Origin of the sequence: Flavobacterium sp. MDT1-60 (assembly GCF_014844035.1) — a bacterium.
Taxonomy (GTDB): domain Bacteria; phylum Bacteroidota; class Bacteroidia; order Flavobacteriales; family Flavobacteriaceae; genus Flavobacterium.
Map to the genome: position 1 here is coordinate 2,559,506 of NZ_CP062159.1, position 13,395 is coordinate 2,572,900.

Annotated in this window: 12 protein-coding genes and 1 pseudogene; 3 read left to right on the forward strand and 10 right to left on the reverse strand. The window is 33.4% G+C overall.

The window, feature by feature from the left end; genetic code table 11:
• Positions 1–2: 2 nt before the first annotated feature.
• The 3 genes and pseudogenes from IHE43_RS11040 to IHE43_RS11050 form a co-directional block, all read right to left on the reverse strand.
• A pseudogene (locus IHE43_RS11040) lies at positions 3–1,786 on the reverse strand (chloride channel protein).
• A gap of 86 nt (positions 1,787–1,872) precedes the next feature.
• Positions 1,873–3,549, reverse strand: a complete 1,677-nt coding sequence (gene ggt / locus IHE43_RS11045) for a gamma-glutamyltransferase (protein WP_192187977.1) — start codon at positions 3,547–3,549, stop codon at positions 1,873–1,875.
• Positions 3,550–3,586: 37 nt separating this feature from the next.
• A complete protein-coding gene (locus IHE43_RS11050; protein ID WP_192187978.1) occupies positions 3,587–4,171 on the reverse strand; it encodes an ACP phosphodiesterase in 585 nt (194 codons plus the stop codon).
• A 240-nt stretch (positions 4,172–4,411) separates the two neighbouring features.
• Here IHE43_RS11050 and glmM point away from each other — a divergent pair, with 240 nt between their 5' ends.
• On the forward strand, positions 4,412–5,800 hold the full coding sequence (glmM, locus tag IHE43_RS11055) for a phosphoglucosamine mutase (protein WP_192187979.1): 1,389 nt from the start codon (positions 4,412–4,414) through the stop codon (positions 5,798–5,800).
• Between the two features lie 79 nt (positions 5,801–5,879).
• Here glmM and IHE43_RS11060 read toward each other — a convergent pair whose 3' ends face one another.
• A complete protein-coding gene (locus tag IHE43_RS11060) occupies positions 5,880–7,364 on the reverse strand; it encodes a glycosyl hydrolase (RefSeq protein ID WP_192187980.1) in 1,485 nt (494 codons plus the stop codon).
• A 230-nt stretch (positions 7,365–7,594) separates the two neighbouring features.
• Positions 7,595–8,467, reverse strand: a complete 873-nt coding sequence (locus tag IHE43_RS11065) for a lysophospholipid acyltransferase family protein (RefSeq protein WP_192187981.1) — start codon at positions 8,465–8,467, stop codon at positions 7,595–7,597.
• 112 nt (positions 8,468–8,579) lie between these two features.
• On the opposite strand from IHE43_RS11065, the gene IHE43_RS11070 reads away from it, so the two are divergent.
• On the forward strand, positions 8,580–9,227 hold the full coding sequence (locus IHE43_RS11070) for a rhomboid family intramembrane serine protease (protein ID WP_192187982.1): 648 nt from the start codon (positions 8,580–8,582) through the stop codon (positions 9,225–9,227).
• Between the two features lie 52 nt (positions 9,228–9,279).
• On the forward strand, positions 9,280–9,969 hold the full coding sequence (locus tag IHE43_RS11075) for an SIMPL domain-containing protein (protein WP_192187983.1): 690 nt from the start codon (positions 9,280–9,282) through the stop codon (positions 9,967–9,969).
• 78 nt (positions 9,970–10,047) lie between these two features.
• Here IHE43_RS11075 and IHE43_RS11080 read toward each other — a convergent pair whose 3' ends face one another.
• The 5 genes from IHE43_RS11080 to IHE43_RS11100 all read right to left on the reverse strand — a co-directional run bounded on the left by IHE43_RS11080 (position 10,048) and on the right by IHE43_RS11100 (position 13,206).
• Entirely contained in the window at positions 10,048–10,593 is a 546-nt protein-coding gene (locus IHE43_RS11080) for a YceI family protein (protein ID WP_192187984.1), read from the reverse strand.
• 13 nt (positions 10,594–10,606) lie between these two features.
• Positions 10,607–10,957 (reverse strand): cytochrome c, encoded by a 351-nt coding sequence (locus IHE43_RS11085; RefSeq protein ID WP_192187985.1) that lies wholly within the window; start codon positions 10,955–10,957, stop codon positions 10,607–10,609.
• Positions 10,958–10,968: 11 nt separating this feature from the next.
• Entirely contained in the window at positions 10,969–11,814 is an 846-nt protein-coding gene (locus IHE43_RS11090; RefSeq protein ID WP_192187986.1) for a DUF5777 family beta-barrel protein, read from the reverse strand.
• 2 nt (positions 11,815–11,816) lie between these two features.
• Positions 11,817–12,212, reverse strand: a complete 396-nt coding sequence (locus IHE43_RS11095) for a hypothetical protein (protein ID WP_192187987.1) — start codon at positions 12,210–12,212, stop codon at positions 11,817–11,819.
• Positions 12,213–12,330: 118 nt separating this feature from the next.
• Positions 12,331–13,206 carry a hypothetical protein gene (locus IHE43_RS11100; protein ID WP_192187988.1) on the reverse strand — a complete coding sequence of 292 codons (876 nt, stop codon included), beginning with the start codon at positions 13,204–13,206 and terminating at the stop codon, positions 12,331–12,333.
• Between the last annotated feature and the right edge of the window lie 189 nt (positions 13,207–13,395).

The window sequence follows — 13,395 nt, forward strand, 5'->3', positions numbered from 1 at the left end:
TCTTATTCTATAGTCATAGAACGCAACTTCATTCTGTAAGCTTCAAGTGCTATAGATTTAGAAATGAAGCCATAATATTTTTCATTTCGTAAAACCGGAAGAAATGCCGATTTCGATTTTTCGAACTTGCTCATCACAATTTCCATGCTGTCAAAAGAGGAGATAGTGGCTGGAGGAGTTTTCATGACGTCTTTTATCAAAGTATATTTTACCCGATAAGTATTAAATATAATTTCCCGGATATCGTTAAAATGAACTACACCAACGAGTTCTTTTTCGTTGTTGACAACAGCAAAAACTACCTGATTTGAATGTGAAATAAGATCAACTAATTTGCTTAAATTTTCTTCAGGATGAACGGTCAAATAGTCACATTGAATAATAGTATCAATATCTAAAGTCGAAAGAATATTAGAATCTTTATTGCTAGTAAAGGCATGCCCTTTTTTAGCCAGATTTTTACGTCAAGCGAATATTTCTCAAAACGTTTTGAAATAGCAAAACTAATAGAAGAAACAATCATAAGCGGAATCATCAAACCGTAACCACCAGTAATTTCAGCAATTAAGAAAATAGCAGTTAACGGAGCATGAAATAATCCGCTCAAAATACCAGCCATTCCAACCATAGTGAAATTGCTAATTGGCAATTTGGATAAGCCAATAAGGCTAATAAATTTTGAAAAGAAATAGCCTAAATAGGATCCTAAAAATAAAGAAGGAGCAAAATTCCCTCCGTTTCCGCCACTTCCAATCGTAAGTCCGGAGGCGAATACTTTTACCATCATCGTGCAGCCAACAAAAAGCAATAGAACCCACTGGTTATTTCTAAAATCAGCAAATAAAGTATTGTCTAATAATTGTCCGGGATCACTTTCAGATAAAGTTTTAATGCTTTCGTAACCTTCCCCAAATAAAGTTGGAAAAATAAAGATCAATAAAGCTAATAAAGAAGAACCAATCAATGCTTTTTTATACGGACTCCATTTAGACTTAGCAAAATAATGCTCTACTTTTTGAAAATTTCGTGCATAATAAACTGCTATAAAGCCAGTTAGTAAACCTAAGAGAACATAGAATGGAATATTATGAAAGTTAAAAACTTCCTGTTTTTTAAAAGACAATAAAATGGTTTCGTCTAATAATATTGCTGAAACCAAAGCTCCGGTCGCAGCCGAAATCATAATAGGAGTGAAAGCTGAAATACTGACATCAACCAATAAAACTTCAATTGCAAACAAAACCCCTGCAATTGGAGCATTAAAAGCAGCCGAAATTCCAGCCGCAACGCCACAGCCAATAAGTAATGTTCGATCTTTATAAGGTAATTTATAATTCTGCGCAAAGTTAGACCCAAATGCCGCTCCTGTTATCACAATCGGACTCTCTAAACCAGCAGAACCTCCCAAACCAACCGTTAATGAACTGGTTACAATTTGTGCATACATTTGCTTTTTAGGAATTATACTTGCCTTTTTTGCTACGGCATATAAAATTTGTGAAGTACCTTTTTCAATACTGCCGTTCAGAACTCTTTTTACAACAAAAACAGTAAGCACAATACCAATAATAGGCAGGATACTGTTGATAAAACTCAACTTCAAAATGGCATTGATGTAAGTTGCAAATGAGAAAACGCTATGGGCAAAAGTTTTCAAAACGATAACTGCCAAAGAGCATGAAATACCAATTAAAACACTTGATAAAAAAATAAACTGCTTTGGAGTCATTAAGGATTGCGCCAAAGCAATAATGCTTTCTAGTTTTCTGAAATATTTTTTTAGCATTCTATCTGTAAAAATTAGGGGAATAGTGCAAATTTAGCTCTTAACATTCAAATTTGTATAAATTTAAGTACAAATATTTATAAAATTTAAAAACCAACCGCTGTATCATCGCCTCGAAAATCAGCACCGCCTTCAAGAGTTTTGTTTGGCAGAACCAAAATGGCATCAACTTTACCGATTATAGGAGTGGCTTTTTCATTAATCAAATATCCTTTTGCTTTTAGTTTGTCGATAGTTGTATTATCAAAAGTATTGGGTTCAAAAGTAATAAGATCCGGTAACCATTGATGATGAAATCTTGGAACGTTTACTGCTTCCTGCATGCTGAACTTATATTCGTAAACGTTTAAAATAGTCTGCAAAACCGATGTTATAATGGTAGACCCTCCGGGAGTTCCCACAACCATAAAAAGTTTTCCGTCTTTCTCTACAATTGTTGGTGTCATCGAGCTTAACATACGCTTTTGAGGGGCAATACTATTGGCCTCGTTTCCAACTAATCCAAACATATTTGGAGAGCCCGGTTTGGCACTGAAGTCATCCATTTCGTTGTTTAAAAAGAAACCTAATTCATCACAATAATATTTTGATCCATAACCGTCATTTAGGGTCGTTGTTGCCGCAATAGCATTTCCAAACTTATCGACAATAGAGTAGTGTGTAGTCTCAGTACTTTCATTATAAGTTACTTTTCCTTCTTTTATTTCTGATGATAAACTGGCTTTATCCACATTAAAAGTTGACATTCTTTCTTTCAAATAATCCTCCGAGAGTAATGCTTTTACCGGAATTTTTACAAAATCGGGATCACCTAAAAACTGACTTCTGTCAGCGTAAGCTCTTCTTTCGGCCTCAACAATGACCTGAATGGCTTCGGGTGAATTATGGCCCATTTTTGATAAATCATAAGGAGCAATCATTTTCAGAATTTGTGCAAGACAGATTCCACCACTGCTCGGCGGAGACATGGATGTGATTTTTAAATCTTTATAGGTAAATTGAAGTGGTTTTCTCCATTTTGCTTCATATTTGGCTAAATCTTCAAGTGTAATAATTCCTCCTTTTTTCTGAAGATAATCAACTAATATTTTTGCTGTTTCACCTTTGTAAAATTCGTTTCTTCCCTTCTTTGAAATTCGTTTTAAAGTAGCCGCAAGAGCAGGATATTTAATCGTATCATTTTCTTTAAAGCTAGTGGCTAAAAGTGTTGTCGGGCCATTTACTTTTACAATTGACTCTCGATAATCGTTCATACTTTTTTCCTGTTTCTTCGTTACCACAACTCCTCTTTCAGCTAAAGCAATAACAGGTTTTAAAATTTCTGACATTGGCATAGAACCATACTTTTTATGAACAGCAAAAACGCCGGCAACAGTTCCGGGTACACCAATTGCTAATGCAGTTTCGGTACTTTTTCCTTTTATTACATTTCCGTCTTTGTCTAAAAACATATCTTTTGAAGCTGCCAAAGGTGCTTTCTCACGATAATCTAAAGATCCTGTTTCCCCATTTGCTTTTCGGTATACCATAAATCCGCCTCCGCCAATATTTCCGGCAAACGGAAAAGCTACTGCCAAAGCCAATTCGGTACCCACCATCGCATCAAATGCATTTCCGCCTCTTTTCATAATGTCAGCACCTATTTTAGAAGCTTCTTCTCTGGCAGAAACGACCATAGCTTTTGAAGTAACTAATCCGGTTGGATTTTGTTGTGCGAAACTAAATGCGGAAATGAAACAGCATAAAAATGTAATTTTTTTCATAACGAGAAAATATTGGTTTTTATAAAATCGTCTTGATTTATAAGGAAAGTAATTTTTGTTTGGATTGCTTTTGAATGTCTTCAAAGAAAGTGGTGAATTCCTGCTCAAATTCGGCATAAAATTCTTTTAGTTCTTCGTTGGCAAATTGCATTTTGGATATGTTTTTCGATCTTCGATCCATCTGCGTCAAAATTTGATGAATGCCTTCGACTGTTCGATAACTCAAAAGCCAGTTTCTTTCAATCATGTAAGGCATTAAACCTTGCGTTTTTTCGGTTAAAATATCATAATTTATATGAAGAGAATTGTAGAATCGATTGATAAAATCTTCTAACTTTTCATCAGAATATTTTGTCCAGTTTTTAGCTAAAAAGTGATCGTAAATAATGTCTACAATCACACCTGCGTAATGATGGTATTTTTCATGTAATCTTTTGGTGCTTTGCCTAAAAACATCATGCGAATCGGTATAAGTATCTATAAAACGATGTAAAATAATTCCTTTTTGTACATCTTCCGGAAAATGTTCAAACTGTTTTCCACGAATGCCATCTGCCATAAAATTGCCGATTTTGATAAAATCATTATCACCTGAAAGATATATATGGGCTAGGAAGTTCATTTTTTTTTGAGTTGCTAAGGTTCTAAGAAGCTAAGATCCTAAGTTATTTTAGTAAAAGTATGAAAACTTTTTTAGATCGTTTTAATGAATGATACAGAGCTTCTAAATTTATTATATTTTAAACCTTAGCAACTTTTTTAAAAATCTTAGAATCTTAGCTTCTTAGAACCTTAGTAACTTTTTTCACAAGAACCTTAGTAACTTTTCTATATTTGTAACTGGTAACCATAACTCACAAAAATGACTTTAATAAAATCAATATCCGGAATTCGCGGAACTATCGGAGGAAAAGTAGGAGATAACCTGACTCCGGTTGATGCTGTGAAATTTGCATCGGCATACGGAACCTTTCTAAAAAATAATACTTCAAAAGAAAAACTAACCGTTGTAATTGGTCGTGACGCCAGAATTTCTGGCCCGATGATTCACAATCTGGTTGTAAATACGTTAATAGGTTTAGGAATTAATGTAATTGATCTTGGGCTTTCGACAACGCCAACTGTTGAAGTTGCCGTTCCGTTAGAAAAAGCGGATGGTGGAATTATTTTAACGGCATCGCATAATCCAAAACAATGGAATGCCTTAAAATTATTAAATGAAAAAGGAGAGTTTTTAAGCGGAGCTGAAGGAGCAAAAATTCTTGAAATTGCAGAAGCTGAGGCTTTCGATTTCTCGGATGTCGATAATTTAGGCGAAATTACGGTTAATGATGCATATATGGATATTCATATCGACGAGGTTTTAAACTTGCCTTTGGTTGATGTTGAAGCTGTAAAAGCTGCTAAATTTAAAGTTGTTGTTGACGGAGTGAATTCTTCTGGCGGAATTATTATTCCGAAATTATTAGAATTAATGGGTGTTGAAGTAGTAAAATTATACTGCGAACCAAACGGACATTTTCCTCATAATCCTGAACCTTTAAAAGAACATTTAACTGATATTTCAGAGTTGGTTGTTAAGGAAAAAGCAGATTTAGGAGTTGTTGTAGATCCCGATGTTGATCGTTTGGCTTTCATCTGCGAAGACGGAGAAATGTTTGGAGAAGAATATACATTAGTGGCTTGCGCCGATTATGTTTTGAGTAAAACTCCCGGAAATACAGTTTCAAATATGTCATCATCACGTGCATTACGCGATGTCACTAAAGCACATAATGGAAGCTATGAAGCAAGTGCTGTAGGTGAGGTGAACGTGGTTGAATTAATGAAAAAAAACAATGCTATTATTGGTGGTGAAGGAAATGGAGGAATTATTTATCCTGAATCTCATTACGGAAGAGATAGTTTAGTTGGAGTTGCTTTATTCTTAACACATTTGGCAAACAAAAAAATGTCAGTTTCTGCATTGCGTGCTTCCTACCCGGAATATTATATGAGCAAAAATAAAATTGAATTGACACCACAAATTGATGTTGATGCGATTTTAGTTGCCATGACAGAAAAATATAAAAACGAAGATATTACTACAATTGACGGCGTGAAAATTGATTTCGCTACAGAATGGGTTCATTTGAGAAAATCAAATACAGAACCTATTATTCGTATTTATACTGAAGCTCCTTCTCAGGAAAAAGCAGATGTTTTGGCACTTCGAATTATAGATGAAATAAAAGCGATTGCCGGAATCTAATTTTCGGTTTTGCATAAAACAAAAAACTCTTTCAATTAATGAAAGAGTTTTTTTTTGAACTATTTTGGAGAACTGGTTATTAGTTTTTGACAATTTTTATTGATTTTTTAATCGATCCATAAATGGCAGTTATAATGTAAACACCTGTCGAAAGTTTATCACCAATTTTAATGTCTTCATTTGTAAAATGGTCATTTGATGAATAGCAAACCATTCCTTTCATGTCGACTATTTTCAGACTTAAAGGCTCTGTAGTAAATGATTTAATATGAAGCGTTGATTGATTTTTAACAGGATTTGGATAAACAGTAAAAGTATCTTTATCAATTGAAGGATCATTAACACTTAAATTTGCCGCAGTAACATCAATAAAATTGAAATTCATATCATTCGATTTGAATTTAACTTTAAGATAAACTTCTCCTTTTGGTAATGCAACCCCACTTACAAGTTTATCAGCATAGGTTTGATAACCACCTGTAACTGGGAAAGTTTCATCTGTCTTTACGATTACATTATTAATCAAGATGTCAAATTTACCGGGAACTGTTGGCGATGCTACTCTAAAGTTTAAATTATAAGTTCCGGCATCAGCAACATTTAGCATAAATTCATTCCAGTCTCCGGCTTCGATAAAACAAACATTTTGACCCGTTCCGGAATCTGTCGTATTTTGTAAACCTGTACCTTTTCTTCTATAATGTTTGTTGGCTGTAATTCGGCCAGGGACATTCATTTTTTTTGTAGTGTAGCTTGTATTTATGTATTCAGTACCAATTGGCTTTAAAACACCGCTTTGAGGAGCCAGTAATTGTCCTTCCTGCATATCAATCCAATCAGCAGGAACCCTTCCTGTAAACCATGAATATCTGTAAATATCCGGATCGTTTTCAAAACTGGTAATGATTTCTTTCATGAAGGTTGTTTTCTCAGCCGCAGTTTGAATGACTCTGTTGGCAAATTCAGTTACCCAAACCGGACGATTGTATTTTTTGAGAAGTCCTGTAACGCCAATCACCGCACCGGAAGAATTGTCATAGGTATGAAAAGCAATGTAATCTACTTTGCAGTTTGGACATAAAAGAAAAAATTGATCATGCCAGGCTACAGGATCGCTAAAGCCTCCGTAATTATTAGGGCCGTTGTAAGCAGGCGAAGCACTAACGATTTCCAGATTTTTAGCAGCAGCGATTTTTTCTACGTTAGCCCATGCATTTACGGCTTCCTGAGGTGTTAATCTTGCACCGTCATTAAAATTGGGTTCATTAAAAGCTAATAAATATTTAGCACCGGGTTTTATTTTACTTATAAAAGTCTGAACATCGGTATCACTTTGTTTTCCCCATGCCATAGGTACATATTCAAGACCAATTGATTCATAATTGTCATTTGTATCATTTTCAGGTATTGAACCCCAGTTGTACCACCATGAAATTCCTGGTTTTAGCGCTAATAAGTCAGCACTAGAGTTATTTACATAAGCAATACCTCTTTTCGGACTTTGTGCAAAAGTGGCTAGGCAGATGCCCGATATAAAAAATGTAAAAAGTAATTTTTTAAACATGGTAATAATTTTAATGTGGTTTTTGGATAGATTTTAATCAGCTTCAAATGTATACTGTTTATACAAATTACCATTTGCTCAAATTCAGAAAAAATCATTACAAAAACCCATCAAAATCTGTTTTAGAGGTCTTAAAAAGATAGTTTTGAGTTTTACCAGACTTACATAAAATTAAAAGTCCAAAAAGCAATCATTGCTTTTTGGACTTTTAAATATTTTAATCAAAATTATTATTCAACGCGATGTTTCCATCTTTTATGCGTCCATAAATAATATTCGGGAGCTTCACAGATTTGTTTTTCCACTTCTCTTAAATATTTTTCTGTAATTTCAAAATTATCGTATTCTTTAGGGTTATCAGCGATAGGTACAATTTCTGCCTCATAATAACCTCTTCCTACTTTTTTTACTTTGATGAAAATGACGCTTAAATCATATTTTTTAGCAAGCATTTCAGCTCCTGTATGAACCGGAACTTCAATCCCCATAAATTTCATCGAATGAAAAATTCTGTCCAGTTTTGGCGATTGATCGCTGGCTAAACCATAAAGACTTAGGATTCCGTCGCGTTGGTTTTGTGCCATTAACGGAATTGCTTGTTTGGTTTCAACCAATTCAGCATCATATTTACCTCTTATTTTGCGAACTAATTTATCAAAATAAGGATTGGCAATTTTTTTGTAAACACCAACTCCATTAAAAAGCATTCTTTTATTAAGAGTCAAAAGCCATTCCCAGCTCGCATAATGTGAAGCTACTAAAACAACGCTTTTTCCTTTTCTTTCATATTCATGAAAAAGATCCATATTGGTAATAGTAAACCTTTTTTCCATTTCTTCAGGGCTAATGCTCATCGTTTTTATCATCTCCAGAAACATATCACACATATGCTGGTAAAATTTCTTTTCGATCTCTTTTCTTTCAGCATCACTTATATGTGGTAAAGTAAGTGCGAGATTTGCCCGAACTATTTTTCTGCGGTACCCAATAACATGATACACGAGAAAATAAACGAAGTCTGAAAACCAATAAAATATTCGGAAAGGAAGTATAGAAATAAGCCAAAGAATGGGATAGGCTAAAATATAAACAAGAAACTGCATCTAACTTTTTTTTACAAAGATAAAGTAAAAATGAATAACGTTACATGTTTTGGAGTGTACTCAAGTTGTGTTTGAGAATGACTATATTTACAGCTCACTTTAAATATCTTTTATGAATACCGTTAATACCGTTTTGATTGGGATTATAGTTGCCAATGCCTTAATTAGTTACAAAGGTTTTAATGATCTTTCTTTTTTTAGAAAATACGAATTTCATGTTGGAAGTATTCGTTCTGGTGAACAAATCAGAATGCTATCATCAGGTTTTTTACATGCTGATATGATGCACTTAATATTTAATATGCTTACACTTTGGTTTTTTGCACCAGTTGTAATTGAGTGGCTTGGAACAATTTCTTTCGTTCTGATTTATTTTGGAAGTTTGATTTTTGGGAGTCTGCTTACCATGTTGTTTCATAAAAATGATTATAGTTATCGCGCAGTAGGAGCTTCTGGCGCCGTGACAGGAATTTTATACTCTGCCATTTTATTGCAACCGGATATGATGTTGGGAATCTTTTTTGTCATTCCGATACCGGCTTATCTTTTCGGTATTTTATATTTATTGTATTCTATATATGGTATGAAAGCCAAAAATGATAATATTGGCCATACAGCACACTTTGGAGGTGCCATAGGTGGTTATTTGATTACTTTGGTAAAAGAACCTTCCTTAATTGTAGATCATAGTTTGATGGTTATTTTATTAGCAATTCCGATTTTGATTCTTTTTGTTATGGCTAAATTGGGGAAATTGTAAGGTTGGCATAACTTTTGAAATGCTCTCATCAATAATTTTAAATATAACAAAAATGAAAAAAGTAGTATTATTTTTAACAATCATGTTTATGACTATGTCTTACGGCCAGGAAACCAAACAAATTCCACAGATCAATGTAAATGGAGAAGGAAAAGTAAAAATAGCTCCTGATCAGGTTTCTATTTCAGCTACAGTTGAAACAAAAGGAAATAATGCTAAAGACGTCAAAAAGCAAAATGACGAAAAAATGGATGCTGTTTTGAAATTCATTAAAAAAATGAATATTCCGACTGCAGATTTCAGAACAAAACAAGTGGCACTTAATCCACAATATGATTACGAAAAAAAGAAAACAAGCTATAATGCTGTTCAGACAGTTGAAATTTTAGTAAAAGATTTATCTAAATACGATGAATTGATGGAAGGTTTGGTTCAACAAGGAATTAACCGTTTAGATAACGTTTCTTTTGAATCGTCTAAATTAGCCCAGTATCAATCAGAAGCTCGAAAATTAGCAATTAAAGATGCTAAAGCAAAAGCAGAAGATTATGTTTCTGTTTTAGGGCAAAAAGTAGGTAAGGCTTATACCATTTCAGATAATTCACAAATCTATCATCCACAGCCAATGTATGCTGCTATGAGAATGAAAGAATCTGCAGATGCGGTACCTTCAAACGAAACTCTTGCTATTGGAGAAATCGAAATTACAGCAAATGTTAGTGTTAGTTTTATTCTGGACTAAACATAAATAAATTCCAATATTTAAAATCCCAAATTCCATCTTAACAATTTGAATTTGGGATTTTTTTAATTTGGGATTTTACATCTTTGTAAGCAAGAGGCTGAAACTCACTTTGATTTTTTCAGACACTTTTTTACTAACCAGTTTCGGAATTTCGATATCAAAGTCTTCTGGTTTTACATCAAAATTTCCGGTTATTGTAATCTTATCGCCAGATTTTAAAATCTTAGCGTTTGCAATTATCTTTTTAGTTTTTCCATGCAGAGTTAAATCTCCCGAGATCTTAAATGCTTTAGTGGTAGATGAAAGCTTTGATGTATCAAAATCTTCAACTTTTCCTTTAAAGGTTGCTTTTGGAAATTTATCTGATTCGATATAATTTTCATTAAAGTGTTCCTCCATTAATGCAATTTTAAATCGGAATCCTTTCATGAGAGTAAGTACGGCAATTTCTCCTGTAGATGATTCCAAAATAGCAGAAGTATTTTTGTTTTCCGCCGTAATTTCCTCAAAAGACTCAACAGAAGCTTCAAATTTTAAATTTCCGGTTTTGGTGGCATACTTTTGAGCCGAAACATGTAAAATTCCAACAAACAAAAATAGCAGTACAATTATTTTTTTCATTTTTAGTGTTGATTTAATTTTCTAATAATCCATCTGTATTCCATTGCAGAATTGTATTTATTTTATCCTGCGGCATTCTTCCTGCTCTTGGCATTATTCCGGGTGTTCCGTTTTGACGTTGAATTCTATCTAATAAATTAGTATTAGACATGGCATTTTTTACCTGATCATAAGTTACTAACGGTAAAAGTGATCCACCTGCAGAATGGCAGCCAATGCAATTTTCATCGACAATGGATTTAACATTTGCATTGTAAGTAACTTTGCCAACTATAACAGTTGGTTCTTGCAGACTTTCATAAGTATTCGATTCACAACCATATAATGACAGAATAAGGCCTGATAAATAAATATATTTTTTCATATTTTATATTTTTAAAAAACTCTATATAAGTTAAACCCAAAGAAAAAATCGCCTTTGCCCCAATCCCCGGCAGCACTCGTCAGGTAACCGCTTTCGGTCATTGACTGGGAATTTGTAAATAGCAATTGAAAAACATGACCTCCCGTTTCTATGTCAAGTCCAACGGATAATGGGTTATTATAAAAGTCTGGTTTATTAAAATTTTGACCATATTCTAAATTAAGAGAAAGTCTTTTGGTTAATTTTAATCGTCCGCCAGCTCCTAAAGTAAATTGGTTATCGTTTTCTATGTCTGGATTGTACAGATTTTTATGGATGAAGGAAGGGGCTAATTCTAAAGATAGTTTATCAGAGAATTTTCTTGAAATCAAAATTTGATTGATATAAGTCAATCGATCAGAAAATTCAATTTTCGGGTAATCGTCCTTCTTTAATCCACTATTAAAATCTATTGTACTGTAACCTACAATATCAACAGGAAATTTTTCGCTTTGTCTTATAAGCCTATATTTTGCTGATGCTTCATTTATTTTTAGCAAAGTATGGTGTGATGCACTTACTGAAAGCCAATCTGTTACTCCATAAATTCCACCAATTTTTGTAGTGGCGTCATCAAAACCAAAAAACTCAGAAATCCCACCTTTTACAGAACCAAATCGATGAGATATTACCATGTAAAATTCTTTTTTGGCGGCTAATTTGGTTGATTGTAGGGTTATAATTTGTAAAGCTTTGAATGTGGCAGTCACACTTTTATCAACTACTTGTGTTGAATCCAAAGTAGATAGTAGATCATCCTGAGCATTGCTATAGAGACAGATTAAAAAACTGGCTATTAGGAATATTTTTTTTTTCATATTTAATTTTGTTGAATACTGCATTGATCAAATTTTACTAGTTCGAATAAATCATCATAACCAATGCATCTCCCTTTTATATTGATCGGTTTATTTATCAAAGTCTTTTGTACTTTTCCATTCATTTTGCAAAATACTTTTTTATCTATGACCATCGAAGAATCGGTAACTTCTGAAACTATTCCTTCAATTTCGATTGTTTTATTTAAGTATTTAGAGTCAGTCTGTGAGGGATTTACAGCATATTTTTTTTCTAAATTTTCAGCAGTAATTGTTAACATTGATTTTTCACTGTTGATGTCTCTGGCATCTTTGTATAAAACATTTTGATAGATATAATAAGGGCCAAAACTTATCACTAATAAAAAGATCAGAATCTTGATTCTTGTTTTATTCATGTTGATTTTGTGATTTTTAATTTTGCTGTAGTTTACCGGGATTTTCGATCTTTATTATTTCAAACTAGCCCAATAGAAATTGGACTAATTTGAAATGCTCTAGTTGCAATAATCCTATTTATATGGCTAGAGGTATGTCTTTTACTGGTACTGGCCAAATTCCCGGACTTGGGAAACTAATTCCTTTATTTGCGCCTCTTACGTTGGCATCTTGTCCAAAATAATACAAAGGCCAGCCATTGTAAACCAGTTGGGATTTACCAAATACTGTAATAACACTAAATTTAGATTTGTCAAGTGTAGAAGGAACGACAATTTTATCTGTTTCATATATTGGCCAAACAGTATTGTTGGAAAAATCGGCTTTTGTGAAATTATTTTTCTTGAAATTGTCATTCTTGAAAGTATAAAGTGTAATCCCTTTCGCATCTGTAAAGTAGGTAGTTAAACCATCTCCAGCAGTGTAATCTGATTTGTAATTTTTACCATCATGGCCTACAAGCTGGCTTCTTACTATCATAATAGAATAATCTGGTTTTGCAATAAACCATACACCACCAACTCCGTCTCCGGTCGTTTGGCTGGCAGCTTCTGCTGTATTGGTTCCGTTTACACTTGGCGCATAATAGTACAATGGCCATCCTTTATAGGTTACTTGTTTTTTACCAGATGCAGTGGTTATAGTAGCAAAGTCTGAGAATGTTAATCCTGTACCTAATTTATCAGCAGTTAAATTGTCTAAATAAAATGGAGGCCAAACCAGTTCACATCCTCCTGTACAGGTTATCTGGTCTTTTGAATCTGTTGAAAAAAAGTATAAAGATCTTCCATCCTTATCTGAAAGATAAGAACCTAATGTAGTACTTGTAGAAAGTGAAATCTCTTTTTTTACTTCTGGAGTTGGAGTTTCATTATCCTTGTCACTACTACAGCTTAAGAAAAATGTTGTTGCTGCAAAGACAACAAAAGCGACTTTAATTTGTTTTAATTTCATAGTTTTTTTATTTAGTTTGTATCGAAAGGGAAAAATATACATTACCAGTATTGGTAAATTCGTTATTGTAATAATTGTATAGGGGGAAATTGTGCTAACTTTTTATAAGTATTTTCTTCAATAGTCAGATCGTTATTTTTACGAACTGTTATAAAAAAAGTTAGCCTCATGGCCTGGTATCAAATTTTT